At 35.1% G+C, this 17,006-nt stretch carries 16 protein-coding genes; 10 read left to right on the top strand and 6 right to left on the bottom strand.

Going from position 1 to position 17,006, the window contains the following annotated elements; genetic code table 11:
* Positions 1-172: 172 nt before the first annotated feature.
* Genes FC86_RS01155 through mnmE form a run of 3 tightly spaced genes read right to left on the bottom strand, consistent with a single transcriptional unit; the run spans position 173 to position 4,172 of the window.
* Positions 173-829: a YoaK family protein gene (locus FC86_RS01155; protein ID WP_056974192.1), complete on the bottom strand. Its 657-nt coding sequence runs from the start codon at positions 827-829 to the stop codon at positions 173-175.
* Positions 830-860: 31 nt separating this feature from the next.
* Entirely contained in the window at positions 861-2,765 is a 1,905-nt protein-coding gene (gene mnmG, locus FC86_RS01150) for a tRNA uridine-5-carboxymethylaminomethyl(34) synthesis enzyme MnmG (protein WP_056974191.1), read from the bottom strand.
* A gap of 18 nt (positions 2,766-2,783) precedes the next feature.
* Positions 2,784-4,172, bottom strand: coding sequence for a tRNA uridine-5-carboxymethylaminomethyl(34) synthesis GTPase MnmE (gene mnmE / locus FC86_RS01145; RefSeq protein WP_056974190.1), 1,389 nt, complete (start codon positions 4,170-4,172; stop codon positions 2,784-2,786).
* A gap of 269 nt (positions 4,173-4,441) precedes the next feature.
* On the opposite strand from mnmE, the gene FC86_RS01140 reads away from it, so the two are divergent.
* Positions 4,442-5,098, top strand: coding sequence for a YczE/YyaS/YitT family protein (locus FC86_RS01140; RefSeq protein ID WP_056974189.1), 657 nt, complete (start codon positions 4,442-4,444; stop codon positions 5,096-5,098).
* Between the two features lie 26 nt (positions 5,099-5,124).
* Here the strand turns inward: FC86_RS01140 and yidC are convergent, their stop codons facing one another.
* Genes yidC through rpmH form a run of 3 tightly spaced genes read right to left on the bottom strand, consistent with a single transcriptional unit; the run spans position 5,125 to position 6,530 of the window.
* A complete protein-coding gene (yidC, locus tag FC86_RS01135) occupies positions 5,125-5,970 on the bottom strand; it encodes a membrane protein insertase YidC (RefSeq protein WP_056974188.1) in 846 nt (281 codons plus the stop codon).
* A 23-nt stretch (positions 5,971-5,993) separates the two neighbouring features.
* On the bottom strand, positions 5,994-6,338 hold the full coding sequence (gene rnpA, locus FC86_RS01130; RefSeq protein ID WP_056974187.1) for a ribonuclease P protein component: 345 nt from the start codon (positions 6,336-6,338) through the stop codon (positions 5,994-5,996).
* 54 nt (positions 6,339-6,392) lie between these two features.
* Positions 6,393-6,530, bottom strand: coding sequence for a 50S ribosomal protein L34 (rpmH, locus tag FC86_RS01125; RefSeq protein WP_056974186.1), 138 nt, complete (start codon positions 6,528-6,530; stop codon positions 6,393-6,395).
* 494 nt (positions 6,531-7,024) lie between these two features.
* Here rpmH and dnaA point away from each other — a divergent pair, with 494 nt between their 5' ends.
* From dnaA to rpsR, 9 genes are all read left to right on the top strand, one after another.
* Positions 7,025-8,413 (top strand): chromosomal replication initiator protein DnaA, encoded by a 1,389-nt coding sequence (dnaA, locus tag FC86_RS01120; RefSeq protein ID WP_056974185.1) that lies wholly within the window; start codon positions 7,025-7,027, stop codon positions 8,411-8,413.
* Between the two features lie 153 nt (positions 8,414-8,566).
* The gene (dnaN, locus tag FC86_RS01115) at positions 8,567-9,697 is read left to right on the top strand and encodes a DNA polymerase III subunit beta (RefSeq protein WP_056974184.1); all 1,131 of its coding nucleotides are present in this window, start codon (positions 8,567-8,569) and stop codon (positions 9,695-9,697) included.
* 202 nt (positions 9,698-9,899) lie between these two features.
* Positions 9,900-10,115 carry a S4 domain-containing protein YaaA gene (gene yaaA / locus FC86_RS01110; protein ID WP_056974183.1) on the top strand — a complete coding sequence of 72 codons (216 nt, stop codon included), beginning with the start codon at positions 9,900-9,902 and terminating at the stop codon, positions 10,113-10,115.
* Positions 10,116-10,133: 18 nt separating this feature from the next.
* Positions 10,134-11,273, top strand: a complete 1,140-nt coding sequence (gene recF, locus FC86_RS01105) for a DNA replication/repair protein RecF (RefSeq protein ID WP_056974182.1) — start codon at positions 10,134-10,136, stop codon at positions 11,271-11,273.
* Entirely contained in the window at positions 11,260-13,230 is a 1,971-nt protein-coding gene (gene gyrB / locus FC86_RS01100; RefSeq protein ID WP_056974181.1) for a DNA topoisomerase (ATP-hydrolyzing) subunit B, read from the top strand. Before recF ends, gyrB begins: the two co-directional genes overlap by 14 nt.
* Positions 13,231-13,244: 14 nt before the next feature.
* Positions 13,245-15,728, top strand: a complete 2,484-nt coding sequence (gene gyrA / locus FC86_RS01095; protein ID WP_056974180.1) for a DNA gyrase subunit A — start codon at positions 13,245-13,247, stop codon at positions 15,726-15,728.
* 163 nt (positions 15,729-15,891) lie between these two features.
* On the top strand, positions 15,892-16,188 hold the full coding sequence (rpsF, locus tag FC86_RS01090) for a 30S ribosomal protein S6 (protein WP_056974179.1): 297 nt from the start codon (positions 15,892-15,894) through the stop codon (positions 16,186-16,188).
* A 29-nt stretch (positions 16,189-16,217) separates the two neighbouring features.
* The gene (ssb, locus tag FC86_RS01085) at positions 16,218-16,724 is read left to right on the top strand and encodes a single-stranded DNA-binding protein (RefSeq protein WP_056974178.1); all 507 of its coding nucleotides are present in this window, start codon (positions 16,218-16,220) and stop codon (positions 16,722-16,724) included.
* A 20-nt stretch (positions 16,725-16,744) separates the two neighbouring features.
* Positions 16,745-16,981 (top strand): 30S ribosomal protein S18, encoded by a 237-nt coding sequence (gene rpsR, locus FC86_RS01080; protein WP_056974177.1) that lies wholly within the window; start codon positions 16,745-16,747, stop codon positions 16,979-16,981.
* Positions 16,982-17,006: the final 25 nt, after the last annotated feature.

The raw sequence follows: 17,006 nt of genomic DNA, 5'->3' as shown, positions 1-17,006 counted from the left end.
AAGTTGTCTTGCAACACTTTTTTAAATCTTTTTTTGATTTGTTTATTTCGCGTTGCATCGTTATTTAACGACAAAAACTATAATATCATCATTCAACTAACTTGACAATACCTTTTTCTAAAAAAATAAAAAAGTTGATTTAAGAGGGTAGCATCTCCTCTTAAATCAACTTTTATTCGCACCTTACAAGTATCAAAACAGCTATTAATACGATCATTGGAAAGAAAATTGCATTAATACCAATCCAGATAGAAAGCCATGAACTCAATATAGCGCCTAATACAAAGGTTAAGATAATAAGCAAACAATCAACAAATATCGTTTTATTTTCACTTTTATTCTCACCTAATAAGTAAGCAATTGCTGAATTTCCTACTTTTTTTAGATTACCCGTATTCATAGCAGAAGCATAAGGATGATTATTTACAACTCGAAATGAGTGAACCTGAAATGCCATAAAAAATGACAACATACTTACTATAATAGTAGTATCTAGTTGACTAATTAACAGTCTAGTGATGAATAGCCCTATCAATTCAATATATATAACAATTTCTTGCCAAACAAACCGATTTAATTTTGGTCCAGATAATTCTACGAAATTGGCTATAGCGCTTGCCACTAAGAAAGAAAAGATGGGTAAGAGATAATGCAAGATTGCCCCTACATTAAATGTTGCAATGTTTAACCCAAGTAAAACAATATTTCCTGTTTGTAAAGCCGAAAAGACATGCCCTAGATGCAAATAACTAAAGGCATCAACAAACCCACCGACTATTGATAACATAATCGCGATTGGTAACGACTCAAACTTATGTCCTTTTTTCATTATATTCTCTCCAAATATGATTTAAACCCAACTATTCCACTGGGTTTTCCAGTTTTGCAATCCGACCTTGTTGAATGTAAACACTCAAAATACCAACATCAGCAGGATTCACCCCACTAATACGGCTAGCTTGAGCGATAGATTCAGGTCTGATTTTCATCAATTTTTGGCGAGATTCTGTGGCTAAGCCATTAATGGCTTCATAATCGATGTTCTTTGGAATCTTTTTAGACTCTAAGCGGCGTAACTTATCGATTTTACCTTGTTCTTTTTTGATATAACCTTCATATTTAAGTGAAATTTCCACTTGTTCTTTGACATAACGATCAATATCGTGATCAATAGCCATAAACTGTTCAACATCACCATAACTAATCCCTGGGCGTTTTAGCAATTCACTAGCCAAAATACCATCTTTCAATTTAGCTTGGTTATTTTCTTCCAAGTAAGTTTGTAATTCAGCGGTTGGTTTAAGACGTGTTGTCTGGAATTGTTTTAAAACAGCTTCGATTTGTTCTTTTTTCTGTGTGAATCGTTCAAATTGAGGTTCTTGTACCAAACCTAAGTCGTGTCCTTTTTGAGTTAAACGTAGGTCAGCATTATCATGACGCAAAATCAAACGATATTCAGCACGACTAGTTAGTAAGCGATAAGGTTCAGCTGTTCCTTTGGTTACTAAGTCGTCAATCATCACACCAATATAAGCTTCATCACGTTTCAAAGTAAAGCCTTCTTTACCTTGAGCACGAAGTGCAGCGTTGATTCCGGCCACAATTCCTTGTCCGGCTGCTTCTTCATATCCTGAAGTTCCGTTCATTTGACCTGCTGTAAATAAGTTTTTAACCACTTTAGTTTCTAGGGTATGAGTCAATTGCCAAGGTTCAATCACATCATATTCAATTGCGTAACCTGGACGCATCATTTCAGCTTTTTCAAGTCCTTCAACCGAGTGCAACATTTTCAATTGAACGTCTTCTGGCATTGATGTTGAAAAATCACCGACATAGTATTCTTCTGTGTGGCGACCTTCTGGTTCTAAAAATAGTTGGTGGCGAGGCTTATCTGCAAAACGTACAATTTTATCTTCAATAGATGGACAGTAGCGAGGACCTACCCCTTCAATCACACCTGAAAACATTGGGGCACGGTCAAGATTTTGACGAATGATATCGTGAGTGTTTTCGTTAGTGTAAGTCATCCAACAACTAATTTGATCAATTGCGTAATCTTCATCTTTGGTTTGATATGAAAAATGATTTGGTTTAGTGTCTCCTGGTTGTTCTTCTGTTTTAGAAAAATCAATCGTATTTTTATCGACACGAGGAGGTGTTCCGGTTTTGAATCGGTTTAACTTGAAGCCTAAACGTTCAAGACCTTCAGATAATTTAATAGAAGGAAGTGAATTATTTGGACCTGATGAATACATCAATTCACCGATAATAATCTTTCCACGTGAAGAAGTTCCGGCTGTTAAGACAACTGATTTAGCGTAGTATTTAGCCCCTGTATTTGTTAAAACTCCTTGGCAAACACCATCTTCAACAATTAAATCTTCAACAAGACCTTGTCTTAGCGTTAGATTGCCTTCTTGTTCAATCGCCTGTTTCATTGTTTCGTGGTATTGATTTTTATCAGCTTGTGCACGTAGTGCTCGAACCGCTGGTCCTTTACCTGTATTTAACATTCTCATTTGAATATAGGTTTGGTCAATGTTTTGGCCCATTTGACCACCTAAAGCATCAACTTCACGTACAACAATTCCTTTAGCGGGACCACCAATTGATGGATTACATGGCATAAAGGCTACCATATCTAAATTGATAGTTAGTAGGAGGGTTTTTTGACCCATTCTAGCTGAAGCAAGTGCCGCTTCTGAGCCCGCATGTCCAGCACCTACAACAATAACATCGTAATCATATGAATCGTATGTCTTCATGTGTTTAATCTCTCCTCATTATTTTCCTAAACAGAACTGGCTAAATAGCTGGGTAATTAATTCATCAGGTGCACTTTCACCTGTGATTTCACCTAATTTATCCCAACAAGCTGTCATGTCAATTTGAACTAAATCAATTGGCATACCGTTTGCAATTCCAGCAATCACTTCATCTAAACTGTGTTGAGCTTGCGTTAACAAGCCAATTTGGCGAGCATTCGTTACCATCACATCAGTCTGGTTAGTTTCGATTCCGCCAAAGAACATGGTCGCAATTTGTTCTTCAAGTTGATCAAGTCCTTGGGTATTTTGCACACTAATTTCGATAATTGGGGTATCAGGTGCTTGATTGATTAAATCATCACGTGAAATCTTAGCTCCCAAATCAATTTTGTTTAATAAAATGATCCGATTCTTATCTCGAGTTAGCTCTAGTAATGTTTGATCCTCGCCAGTTAACTCTTCTGCTGCATTAATAACTAGTAAAACCAAGTCTGATTCATTAATCGCTTTTTTAGACCGTTCCACGCCGATTTTTTCAACAACATCTTTAGTTTGACGGATACCTGCTGTATCAACTAATTTCAACGGTACATCACGAACATTGACATATTCTTCTAAAACATCACGCGTTGTTCCTTCAATGTCAGTCACAATCGCTTTATCTTCTTTAATTAAATAATTTAACAAGGACGATTTCCCAACATTTGGTCGCCCTACCAAAGCCGTTGCCAATCCATGACGTAAGATTTTTCCTTGTTTGGCAGTTTGAAGAAGACCATCAATTTGTGTTTGGATATGTTGTGCCTTTTCAAGTAGCAACTGGGTTGTCATATCATCCATGTCATATTCAGGGTAATCAATATTAACTTCTACTTGAGCTAAAACCTGTAAAATTTCTTCTCTTAAATTATGAATTAGATTATTTAATTGTCCATCTAATTGGTTAACTGCGACTTGCATAGCTTTGTCGGTTTTGGCACGAATTAAATCCATAACAGATTCGGCTTGTGTCAAATCGATTCGACCATTCAGAAAAGCTCTCTTAGTGAACTCACCTGGTTCAGCTAGCCGAACTTCTTCACCTAAAAAGTTTTGTAGAATTCTATTAGTTGCCACCACACCACCGTGACAATTAATCTCGACAATATCTTCACGAGTAAATGTTTTAGGTGCACGCATCACACTCACCATCACTTCATCAATTGGTTTTTGGGTGGTGGCATCCAAAATATGACCGTAGTGAATAGTATGGCTATCCACATCAGTCAAATCTTTTCCTTTAAATAAACGATTAACTTGTTCTACTGCATCTTCACCAGATAATCTCACAATCGAAATTGCACCTTCACCTATCGGCGTTGAAATCGCAGCTATCGTATCGTATTCCGTAACAGCAGTGGCCATAATTCCTCCTTGAAATAAAAAAGGTGCTAGATATCCACTAAGAGTTCAAGCTTCTAGTGGATAAAGCACCTTGACTACTTTATCGATATTCATTTATTTAAAATATAGCGGTATTCGCTAAATTTGTCAATGCTTCAATGTTTTCACGTGAAACATTTTTGATTTCTAACCGAGTTTCTTCCATTATATGTTATAAAAATGTATTATTTCTTTGCTTATTTATCAATAATTAACTATCATAGTAACAAAGCCTAAAAAAGGAGCTCACAATGAATCAAAAAAACAGCATGACCTCAAGACTATTTTTTCTTGCATTCGCCATTTTCATCAATGGACTTGGTAATGCTTTGACAGTATCCATGAATCTTGGTTCTGCACTTTGGACTGCTAGCGCCGTTAACATCAGTTCGTTTTTTTCTTGGAACTTAGGATCAACACTTTTTGGTACTGCTCTATTTGCAGCATTGTTGACAATCGTCTTGCTTCGCCAACTCAAACTCAAGCAGGTTATTGGCAACATCATTTTCATGGTTCCATTCAGTCTAGTCGTTAACTACTTAACATCTTTACTGATGATGACCTCACTTCCCGAATTACCTTATTTTGTTAAATTAATTATTGATTTAATTGGTATTGTTTTCATCGGATGTGGTATTTCACTTTATCAAAGAGTCAACTTAATCATGCACCCCGTTGATGACTTGATGAAAGTTATTCGATTTAAATACACAAACGGCAATCCCGTTAGTGCACAGTTATTAACCTTTACACCACCAATTATTATCATCATTATTATTTTCGCTGTTTCACACCAACTCTCAGCTGTTAATATCGGAACAATTTTTGCTCTGTTTTTCCAAGGTAAAATTGTTGATTTAGCTGATAAGTTTTTATTTCCTAATTTCAAATACGAAAACATAAAATAAAAAAGTCACGCAAATGCGTGACTTTTTTATTTTTTATAAATTTTCTTTTTCGCTTTATTCAATTTACGACGACGATTACGTTCTAGTTGTTCTTTTTCACGAATTTCGCGACGATATTTCAACGGATTTTGAAAAATGAAAGTTTGTGCTAATTGGAATAAGTTTGAAGCTACCCAATAAATTGTTAAGGCTGATGGCAAATTCAAACCTACGATTAAAATCATAATTGCTGGAACGAATGTCATAATCTTTGTAGTAGCATTAGTTTCAGGCTGCTGCATTGAACTAATATAAGAAGTAGCCAAAGTTAACAATGCCGAAAGGATTGGCATTACAAAGTACGGATCATGCTTCCCTAGCTCCATCCATAAAAATTTACCAACTTGAAGTTCTGGCGTTCTCAAAATCGAAGAATAAAGTGCCAACAAAATTGGCAATTGAGGCAGCATTGGTAAACACCCTGAAATCGGATTGATTCCTTCTTCAGAATATAATTTTTGAGTTTCTACCTGAACTTGTTTTTGACTTTGAGCATCTTTACCTGGATATTTTTTCTTGATTTCATCCATTTGTGGTTTCAGTTGTGACATTTTTTTCATATTACGCATTGAAATCACATTTAATGGTAATAAAATAATTTTAACGACAATAGTAAAAATTATAATAGCCAGACCAGGATTATTTCCAACACTTTTTGAAATCCAAATTAATAGCTGTGACATATTATACAAAATATAACGATCCCAAAAGTTTGACGTACTTGGATCAATTGGCTGATTTGTTGATGAACAACCCGTTAAAACTAATGTGAATAACATCAAAGTTGCCATCAGCAATATTTTTTTACGATGTTTCTTTATAAAATTAGTCAACTCTATCTCCTTAAGTTAAACACTTATTTTTCTAAAATATTAGCGACCTTCAAAGCATGCCGCAGATTCTGTCTAACCTCAGCCATCGTAAAATCACGAATGTAGGGTCTAGCAATAACCAAAAAATCCAGTTCTTGTGGTAGGTCTTGCAATTCTTCAGTTAATGTTTGACGAATATAACGTTTCAGACGATTCCTAACAACAGCATGGTGGCCAACTTTTTTTCCGACAGAAATCCCGACTCTAAAATGCTTCTGGTTTGGTTTGGACATTTGGTAAATTACAAAAGCACGATTTGCACAAGAGTTCTTCCCTTGATAAACTGTCTGAAACTCTTGTTCTTTTTTTATGCGATACTTTTTTCTCATTTGAGTATTTCCACCTTATATAACAAAAAAACCACTGAAGTTTATTCAGTGGCCTTAAGCAGATAATTCTGTTCTACCTTTACGACGGCGTCGTGCTAAAACTTTGCGGCCGTTCTTAGTACTCATACGTTTTCTAAAACCGTGAACACGTTGACGGTGACGTTTTTTAGGTTGGTAAGTTCTTTTTGACATGTTTTTGCACCTCCTAATTATTTCGAGTGCTTTGGACTGTTACGTCATTATTTTATAAATTACTGTAATGTATATAAGCACAATACTGTTAAATTTTAGCATATAAACAATAATAAGTCTACTTTATTTCAATTGAATAGTTGATAATTTCATTAAAAAAATTTGTGGATAAAAAAGTGGATAAAAAAAACAAAAAAATCCTCTTAAAAAATATCCACAGATTAATAAACAGCTTTATCCACATTCCATCTTCGATAAAAAATGTTATGCACAGGATGAAAAAACGCTTGATTTCAATAATTTTCACTATATATGGATATATATACAAAGTGTCAGTTATACCTAAAGCTTTTTATCCACAGGATAAATTTTGATGTTTTCCACAGCTGTGATTTTGTGTAAAACTATTTTTTATCTCTGTGGAAAAGCCGTTAATAAAATGTTAAAATATTTTTTGACGTTACCATTATTTTATTGATTGGAGGACCAACTGATTGTTTAATCTAAATAGCTTTTGGGAATATTTTACTAATGAAATGAAAAAAAGATACAATGAAGTCACCTATAATGCTTGGTTTAGAAATACACATCCTGCTTCATTTGATGAAAACACTAAGCAAATGACAATTAGTGTTGAAACTGCTGTCAGCAAAGGCTACTGGGAAAAAAATCTTTCTTCTGATTTAATTCAAGAAGCTTACGGCTATGCTGACCTTGAAATCTCACCTATTTTTTATGTTGAGAATCAACAACCTGAACCTGAAATAACTAATTACAAATCACAACCTGTTCAACAGCAATCATCAAATAATACCCGTTCTAGTTCAACTGATTTGCAACACACGCGATTGGCTTCTGACCTACGCTTGAATAATAAATATACATTTGACACCTTTGTTCAAGGGGAAGGTAATAAGCTAGCAGCTGGAGCTGCTATGGCAATTGCAGATAATCCTGGTGATTTTTACAACCCACTTTTTATATTTGGTGGTGTTGGCCTAGGTAAAACACATCTAATGCAGGCTATTGCTCACCAAATGCTACGAGAAGATCCTAACTGTCGAGTTGTTTATATTCAAAGTGAGACGTTTGTTAATGATTTAATTAACTCAATAAAGAATAATACCCAAGAAGCTTTTAGACGAAAATATCGTAATGCAGACTTATTTTTAGTTGACGACATTCAATTTTTTGCTAATAAACAAGGTATTCAAGAAGAATTCTTTCACACTTTTGAAACACTCTATAGTAATCAAAAACAAATTGTTATGACAAGCGATCGTTTACCAAACGAAATTAAAAGTCTTTCCGAAAGACTTAGCAACCGTTTTGCTTGGGGATTACAAGTCGAAATTACTCCTCCTGATTTCGAAACACGCATTGCTATTCTTAAAAAGAAAGCGGATGCTGAGAAAATCAAAATTAATGATGCCACTATCAGCTATATCGCCAAACAAGTCGATACTAATATTAGGAATCTTGAAGGAGCGCTTGTTCGTGTCCAAGCCCACGCGACTATTAAACGACAAGATATAAATCCTCAACTCGCTCAAGAAGCTCTACAAAATCTAAACTTAGTCCAACAATTCAGTAGTGTTACTATCCCAAAAATCCAAGAAGTTGTCGCCAATTACTATCAAATATCTACTAGTGATTTAAAAGGTAAAAAACGTGTTAAAACAATCGTTTTACCTAGGCAAATTGCCATGTACTTATCTCGAAATATGACTGACAAATCGCTTCCTAAAATCGGACAAGAATTTGGGGGTAAAGATCATACAACTGTTATGCACGCTCAAGAAAGAATAGCTGAACTTATCAAAATAGATTCTGATATTAAAAATCAAATTAATGATATTACCCAAAAACTTACACACAACTAGTGTGGAAAAAGTACCCCAGTTATACACAGTTTATTCACAGGCGAAATGTTGTGTTAACTAGTTATTAGCTGAGTTATCAACAGTATCCACAGTACCTACTACTATTACTAACTATATATAAATATAAATTAAATAGAAAAAGAGGATTTTTTAATGAAATTTACAATTGATAGAAATAAATTTATAAATCATTTAAATCATGTTATGCGTGCAATTTCTTCTAAGACTACGATTCCCATTTTGACAGGAATTAAATTAGAATTGTCAACAGAAGGACTGATATTGACAGGAAGTAACTCAGATATTTCAATCAAATCAACAGTGATAAAAGATACTGAATTACAAATTCAAAGTGAAGGAAACATCGTTTTACCTGCAAGATTTTTCAGTGAAATTGTTAAGAAATTGCCGGAATCCATTTTTACATTTGAAGTGAAAGAAAATTTACAAACAGTTATTAAATCTGGAAGTTCTGAATTCTTAATCAATGGATTAGATGCGGATAATTATCCAAGACTACCGCAAGTTTCAAAAAATTTGCAATTTGAGTTAAACGGGAAAATGTTACGCAACTTAATCAATCAAACTAACTTTGCTGTATCAACACAGGAAAGTAGACCCATTTTAACTGGAGTTCACTTTGTTATTTCAAATAATCAAGTGAAGGCTGTTGCCACAGATAGCCATCGACTATCGCAACGTATATTGCAAATTGAAAATGGTCCAGATAATATCTTAGATTTTATTATTCCTGGAAAAAGTTTAACTGAGCTTTCAAGGATTTTAAGTGATGTTGATGATAATATTCAGATTCAGATGAGTGAAAATCAGATTTTATTTACTATTGGAAACTTATCCTTTTATTCTCGTTTGCTTGAAGGAACTTACCCTGAAACTGATCGTTTATTGCCTGATAGTTCAACGACAGATATCACGTTTAACAGTTCAAAAATCTTTAGTGCATTGGAACGTGCTAGCCTGTTAACACATGAAAGCCGTAATAATGTTGTTCGTTTAGTGATTAATCCTGAATTACATCAAGTCGTTCTTTATGGGAACTCCCCAGAAGTTGGAAATGTTGAAGAAATTTTGAATGTTGACACTTTAGTTGGTGAAAGCCTTGAGATATCATTTAATCCTGATTATTTAAAATCAGCTCTTCGAGCATTCAAAACTGACCAAATCACAATGAAATTTACACAGCCTTTGAGACCATTTACAGTGGTACCAAAAGAAAATGACGGTCAATTTGTCCAATTGATTACCCCAGTTCGAACATTTTAAAAAAAGGTCACATATTTGTGGCCTTTTTTTATTTGGCAAATTTTAGCTATTCTCAGCCATTTTTTGTTTTTTGGATAGTTTACAAAGTTTAATAGTAAAATTTGTTAGGAATTAAAAATATCGATTTTAAATTTGTGCTTTACTTTAAAAGAAAGTATAATAGAAAGTGATAAAGTAATTGGTTTTATAAAGATGGGGGGAAATGACAATTCAAGATTTAACAATTAAAGAGGCATATATTACCTTAAACCAGGCGTTAAAAGAATTAGGTTATATTTCAACAGGGGGACAAGCCAAATGGTATTTGCAAGAATTCCCAGTGAAATTAAACGATGAACTCGAAAATCGTCGCGGTAAAAAATTATACCCAGGAGACATTGTCAATATTAATGGTGATTTGATTCAAATCAAAGATTAGCTTGTTTTGGTATAGATAATGTATTTAAAACAATTAAACATGGTTAATTACCGAAATTATAAGCAATTAAATGTTCAGTTTTCACCTAATATTAATATTTTCATTGGAAAAAATGCACAAGGAAAGACAAATTTATTAGAATCGATTTACTACTTAGCTTTTGCAAGATCTCATCGAACTAACGTTGATCGACAGTTAATTAATTTTGAAAGCCCTTTTGCGAAAGTTTCCTCCCGGATTTATAAAAGACAAACATCAAATATATTAGAATTAGTCACTTCTAATCGAGGAAAAAAAGCTAGTATCAATCATTTAGAACAAAAGCGATTATCAGCTTACATTGGCCAATTAAATGTTGTGTTGTTTTCACCAGAAAACCTCAATTTAATCAAAGGTTCTCCAAGTCAAAGAAGACGTTTTCTTGATTTGGAATTTGGTCAAATTGATAATCGTTATTTGATTTCACTAGCACGATATCAGCGAATACTTAAACAGCGTAATACATTTTTGAAAAAAATGACTTACCAAAAGGAACCTGATTTTTTATATTTAGAGGTTTTGACTCGGCAACTAGTCGATGTTGCAGCAATTGTCATTGAATTAAGATTGAAGTATTTAACTCATCTTGAACAGATGGCTAAAGACATTCATTTTCAAATCAGTAATCAAACCGAAACATTGGCGTTTCACTATCAGACGGCTAACTATGATTTTAAACAAAAAAACGACAAGCAAACAGTTGTCGATTTTTTAATTAATCAGTTTTCGAAAGTTCAAAATCGTGAAATTAAATTGGGCACAACACTAATAGGCCCTCATCGAGATGACATTAATTTTGAAATAAATGACAAAGATTTACAATCATTCGGTTCGCAAGGACAACAAAGAAGTTGTGTCTTAAGTTTAAAGTTAGCTGAAATTAAATTGATAAAACAAGTCACACACGAAAGCCCAATATTATTACTCGATGATGTATTATCGGAATTAGATAGTAAACGACAAGCAGCCTTAATTGAGATTATTGATGAAGATATCCAAACTTTTATTACGACAACCGATTTAGATAGTGTGTCAAAAGAATTACAACATAAGCCAACTATCTATGAAGTTAGTAATGGAAATTTAGTAAACAAAGGAGTTAAAAATGACCCAAAATAATGATGACCGTTTAAAGCAAAAGCAAGTTGAAGAATTAGAAGCTCGTGCTAAGTCTTATGACGCTAGTCAAATTCAAGTTCTAGGCGGACTTGAAGCAGTTAGAAAAAGACCAGGTATGTACATTGGATCAACTAGTTCACAAGGTCTTCACCATCTTGTGTGGGAAATTATCGATAATGGTATTGATGAAGCATTAGCTGGTTTTGCTGATGAAATTAATATCGAAATAGAAGCTGATAATAGTGTGACAATTACAGATAACGGTCGTGGTATTCCGACTGATATTCAACAAAAAACTGGACGTCCAGCTCTTGAAACTGTTTTTACGATTTTGCACGCAGGTGGTAAATTCGGTGGTGGCGGATACAAAGTTTCAGGAGGCTTGCACGGTGTGGGAGCTTCTGTTGTAAACGCACTTTCGACTGAACTTGATGTCACTGTGGTTCGCGATGGTAAAAAATACTACATTGATTTCACAAGTGGTAAAGTTAAAACGCCAATGAAGGAAATGGGAGAAGTAGCTGAACATCAACACGGTACAAAAGTTCACTTTGTACCAGACCCAGATATCTTTACTGAAACGACAACTTTCGATAGCAAAGTATTAACCACGCGTATACGTGAGTTAGCTTTCTTAAATAAAGGGCTAAGGCTGACTTATCTGGATAAACGCATTGAAAATCCCGAATTGATTGCCTATCACTATGAAGGTGGGATCAAAAGCTATGTTGACTATTTAAATCATAATAAAGAAGTGTTATTTGACACACCAATTTATGTTGAAGCCGATCAAGATGATATCCAAGTTGAGGTAGCACTTCAATATACCGATGGTTACCACACTAATTTAATGAGTTTTGCTAATAATATTCATACTTACGAAGGCGGAACACATGAGTCAGGATTTAAGTCGGCTCTAACTCGCGTTATCAATGACTATGCTAGAAAGACAGGATTATTAAAAGAAAATGATGCTAAGCTTTCTGGTGAAGATGTGCGTGAAGGAATGACAGCGGTCATTTCAATCAAACACCCTAATCCACAATTCGAAGGACAAACAAAAACTAAATTAGGAAACTCAGATGCCAGAACAATAACTGAACGGTTGTTTTCTGAAATTTTTTCTAAATTCTTAATGGAAAATCCGACAGTTGGTCGTCGTGTTGTTGAAAAAGGACAGTTAGCTTCAAAAGCAAGAGTCGCAGCTAAACGTGCACGAGAAGTGACTCGTAAAAAATCTGGTCTTGAAATTAGTAATTTACCAGGTAAATTAGCTGATAACTCAAGTAAGGACCCTGAAATGTCTGAATTGTTTATCGTCGAAGGTGATTCTGCTGGGGGTTCTGCAAAACAAGGACGTTCACGTTTAACTCAAGCCATTTTGCCTATCCGAGGTAAAATTTTAAACGTTGAAAAAGCTAGCATGGATAAAATTCTAGCTAACGAAGAAATCAGAACTTTATTTACAGCTCTAGGAACTGGTTTTGGTGCAGACTTTGATGTCTCAAAAGCGCGCTATCACAAACTAATTATCATGACCGATGCCGATGTCGATGGTGCTCATATTCGAATTCTGTTATTAACGCTATTTTATCGCTATATGCGTCCAATGGTTGAAGCAGGATATGTTTATATCGCAAAACCACCATTGTACCAAGTTCGCCAAGGAAAAATGGTGAAATATGTTGATAGTGATGAAGAATTAAAAGAACTACTTAGCACGCTATCGCCAAGTCCAAAACCCGTTGTTCAACGTTACAAAGGTCTTGGAGAAATGGATGCTGAACAACTTTGGGAAACCACAATGAATCCTGAAAATCGTCGTTTAGATCGTGTTGATCCACAAGATGCTGTTGAAGCTGATGGTATCTTTACGATGTTGATGGGTGACAAAGTAGACTCAAGACGTCAGTTTATTGAAGACAATGCGAAATATGTTGAAAACATTGACGTTTAATCAGGAGGTCAAAAATGGATAATACAAATGATAGACGAATAACGAATGTTAATTTATCGGAAACCATGCAATCCTCATTCTTGGATTACGCAATTAGCGTTATTGTTGCTCGTGCATTGCCTGATGTACGTGATGGTATGAAACCTGTTCACCGCCGTATCTTATACGGTATGCATGAACTAGGGGTTACACCTGATAAACCCTATAAAAAATCCGCACGTATTGTTGGGGACGTTATGGGTAAATATCACCCTCACGGTGATAGTGCGATTTATCAATCAATGGTTAGAATGGCACAAGATTTTAGTTACCGTTATATGCTAGTTGATGGTCACGGTAACTTTGGTTCTGTCGATGGTGATGGTGCTGCTGCGATGCGTTATACCGAAGCACGTATGAGCAAAATGGCGCTTGAAATGCTACGCGATATTAACAAAGATACGATTGACTATTCTGACAACTATGATGGTTCAGAACGCGAACCTGATGTGTTACCTGCACGTTTTCCTAACTTATTAGTGAACGGTGCAACAGGTATTGCTGTTGGGATGACCACTAATATCCCACCACATAACTTGAATGAAGTTATCAGTGGTTTGCATTTATTAATGAAAAATCCAGATATTAGCATTTTGGAACTAATGGAAGCTATCAAAGGACCAGACTTCCCAACTGGTGGGTTAGTTATCGGGAAATCTGGTATTAAAAAAGCTTATGAGACAGGAAAAGGCACAATTACATTGCGTGCCAAAACTGATATTCAAGTTGATAAAAAAGGCAAAGAACGCATTATTGTAACTGAATTACCTTACATGGTTAACAAAGCGAAACTGGTTGAAAGAATTGCTGAATTAGCTCGTGATAAGCGAATTGAAGGGATTGTCGATTTAAACGATGAATCCGACCGTGAAGGTATGCGTATCGTGATTGACGTTCGTCGTGATGCTAGTGCAAACGTGATTTTGAATAACCTTTACAAATTAACCTCTCTTCAAACCTCATTTGGATTTAACATGGTTTCTATTGTCGATGGTGTTCCTCGCTTGTTAAATCTAAAACAAATGTTAAGTTACTACTTGAAACATCAAGAAGATATCATTCGTCGTCGTACGCAGTTTGAATTAACACGTGCACAAAAACGTTTGCATATTGTTGAGGGTTTGCAGATTGCGTTAGATCACATTGATGCGATTATTTCAATTATTCGTAAATCAAGTACTTCTGAAATTGCTAAAAATCAATTGATGGATGATTATCAATTATCTAATAAGCAAGCACAGGCTATTTTGGATATGCGTCTGGTTCGTTTGACAGGTCTTGAACGCGATAAAATCGAAAAAGAATATCGCCAGCTTAAAGAAAAAATCGCTGACTATGAAGCAATTTTGAGCAATCAAGAACGCATTAACGAAATCATTTATCAAGAGTTATTAGATATCCAAGATAAATTTGGTGACCAAAGACGTACTGAACTAATGGTTGGTGAAGTACTAAGTATCGAAGATGAAGACTTGATTGAGCGTGAAGACGTCTTACTAACCCTAACTCATAACGGTTATATTAAGCGCCTACCAGCTGATGAGTTTAAAGTTCAGCATCGTGGTGGTCGAGGAATTAAAGGTATGGGTGTTCATAAAGATGACTTTATCGAAAAACTAATTTTTACCTCAACACATGATGTTGTCTTATTCTTTACTAACACAGGTAAAGTTTATCGTGCTAAAGGGTATGAAATTCCAGAATTTGGACGCGCAGCTAAGGGAATTCCAATTATTAACTTGCTGGGTATTGATTCAGATGAAAAAGTACAAACTGTTATTAGTGTTGAAGAATCAAAAGTTGACCAATTCCTATTCTTTATTACGAAAAACGGAACAGTTAAACGCACGCCAATTAGTGATTTTAAAAACATTAGAAGTAAAGGTATTCGCTCAATCACGCTTAAAGAGGATGACGAGTTGAATAACGTTTTACTAACAGATGGTCAACAAACTATTTTCATTGGAACGCACAAGGGTTATGCGGTTACTTTCAGCGAAGAAGCAATTCGTTCGATGGGCAGAACTGCTGCTGGTGTTCGTGGTATTCGTTTACGTGAAGGTGATGCAGTTATTGGATCAGATATAATCACACCCGATTCAAATGTTTTAGTTATTTCTGAAAAAGGTTATGGTAAACAAACTAAAGCGACTCATTATCCAATTAAGGGCCGTGGTGGTAAAGGTATAAAAACTGTTAATGTGACTGAAAAGAATGGTCCGCTTGCCGGAATACGTGTAGTAAATGGTCATGAAGATATTATGCTAATTACTGATGAGGGTGTTTTAATTCGTTTTAAAGTTGCTAATGTTTCAGAAACGGGTCGTGCAGCTCTAGGTGTACGCTTGATTAAAGTGAGTGAAAACTCAAAAGTGGCGACTTTGACAACCGTTCCAGAAAGTGAAATTGAAGAAGAATCTACTGAAATTGATGCAAATGCTGATAATTTGAGTAACTAAAGATAACTAAATAAGCTAATAATTAACTAGAAAATAAAACAATATTGTGATAGAATTAATGCTCGTGAGTAATCGGTATTTATTACCGGCTGAAGTAATTCAGTTTACTCCTTGTTCTTGATCACAAATATCGGGAGCCATAGACCATAAGGAGGTGACAGTCATGGCAACAACAAAATACGAAGTAACTTACATCATCAAACCAGATGTTGATGAAGAAAGTAAACAAGCGCTTGTTGAACGTTACGACAACGTTTTAAACCAAAACGGTTCAGAAGTTGTTGAATCCAAAGACTGGGGCAAAAAACGTTTTGCATACGAAATGAACAAGTATCGTGAAGGTACTTACCACATTGTCGTTGTAAATGCAGAAAATGCAGATGCAATTAACGAATTTGACCGTCTTGCAAAAATCGATTCAGCGATTTTACGTTCAATGACAGTAAAAATCGAAGCTTAATTAACTGAGACTTTAAGGGGTGAGAAATTATGATAAATCGAGTAGTTCTTGTAGGACGTTTAACACGTGATCCAGAGTTACGTAGTACAGGAAGTGGCACTTCTGTTGCTTCATTTACGATGGCAGTTAATCGCCAGTTTACAAATGCTCAAGGTGAGCGTCAAGCCGACTTTGTAAATTGTGTAATTTGGCGTAAAGCTGCTGAAAACTTTGTTAATTTCACGGATAAAGGTTCACTTGTAGCTGTTGAAGGACGTCTGCAAACGAGATCTTACGATAATGCTGAAGGTCAACGAGTATTCGTGACCGAAGTAGTTATTGATAATTTTTCACTGCTTGAATCAAAATCTCAAGCTGATGCTAGAAGAAGAGAAGGTGGAGGCGGTTTTAACCAAAACCAATCCCAACAAACTTCTAACTATTCATCACAAAGTAATACACAAAATCAAACTCATAATGATAATCAATCATTTACGGATCCTTTTGCAGATTCAGGAAATACAATTGATATTTCAGATGACGATTTACCATTTTAAGTAAAAGGAGGGAAACACTCATGGCTCAACAAAGAAGAGGTGGAAGACGTCGTCGTAAAGTTGATTTTATCGCGGCTAACCACATTGAATACATTGATTACAAGGATACAGACTTGTTGAAACGTTTTATCTCAGAAAGAGGTAAAATTTTACCACGCCGTGTGACGGGTACAAGTGCAAAAAACCAACGTAAGTTGACTATTGCCGTAAAACGTTCACGTATTATGGGACTATTACCATTCGTAGTCGAAGACTAACATGTTTCCTAATAGATAAAAATAA

The organism is Holzapfeliella floricola DSM 23037 = JCM 16512, assembly GCF_001436605.1.
Classification (GTDB): domain Bacteria; phylum Bacillota; class Bacilli; order Lactobacillales; family Lactobacillaceae; genus Holzapfeliella; species Holzapfeliella floricola.
Note: the sequence above shows the minus strand (reverse complement) of the source record. Positions and strands in the feature narration are given on the sequence as shown.

Bases quoted from the DNA above. Each gene is read 5' to 3' on its own strand.
- gyrB (WP_056974181.1), top strand. From the start codon at position 11,260: ATGACCCAAAATAATGATGACCGTTTAAAGCAAAAGCAAGTTGAAGAA.
- yaaA (WP_056974183.1), top strand. From the start codon at position 9,900: ATGACAATTCAAGATTTAACAATTAAAGAGGCATATATTACCTTAAAC.
- rnpA (WP_056974187.1), bottom strand. From the start codon at position 6,338: ATGAGAAAAAAGTATCGCATAAAAAAAGAACAAGAGTTTCAGACAGTT.
- recF (WP_056974182.1), top strand. From the start codon at position 10,134: ATGTATTTAAAACAATTAAACATGGTTAATTACCGAAATTATAAGCAA.
- mnmG (WP_056974191.1), bottom strand. From the start codon at position 2,765: ATGAAGACATACGATTCATATGATTACGATGTTATTGTTGTAGGTGCT.
- rpsR (WP_056974177.1), top strand. From the start codon at position 16,745: ATGGCTCAACAAAGAAGAGGTGGAAGACGTCGTCGTAAAGTTGATTTT.
- FC86_RS01140 (WP_056974189.1), top strand. From the start codon at position 4,442: ATGAATCAAAAAAACAGCATGACCTCAAGACTATTTTTTCTTGCATTC.
- FC86_RS01155 (WP_056974192.1), bottom strand. From the start codon at position 829: ATGAAAAAAGGACATAAGTTTGAGTCGTTACCAATCGCGATTATGTTA.
- dnaN (WP_056974184.1), top strand. From the start codon at position 8,567: ATGAAATTTACAATTGATAGAAATAAATTTATAAATCATTTAAATCAT.
- gyrA (WP_056974180.1), top strand. From the start codon at position 13,245: ATGGATAATACAAATGATAGACGAATAACGAATGTTAATTTATCGGAA.
- mnmE (WP_056974190.1), bottom strand. From the start codon at position 4,172: ATGGCCACTGCTGTTACGGAATACGATACGATAGCTGCGATTTCAACG.
- ssb (WP_056974178.1), top strand. From the start codon at position 16,218: ATGATAAATCGAGTAGTTCTTGTAGGACGTTTAACACGTGATCCAGAG.
- rpsF (WP_056974179.1), top strand. From the start codon at position 15,892: ATGGCAACAACAAAATACGAAGTAACTTACATCATCAAACCAGATGTT.
- rpmH (WP_056974186.1), bottom strand. From the start codon at position 6,530: ATGTCAAAAAGAACTTACCAACCTAAAAAACGTCACCGTCAACGTGTT.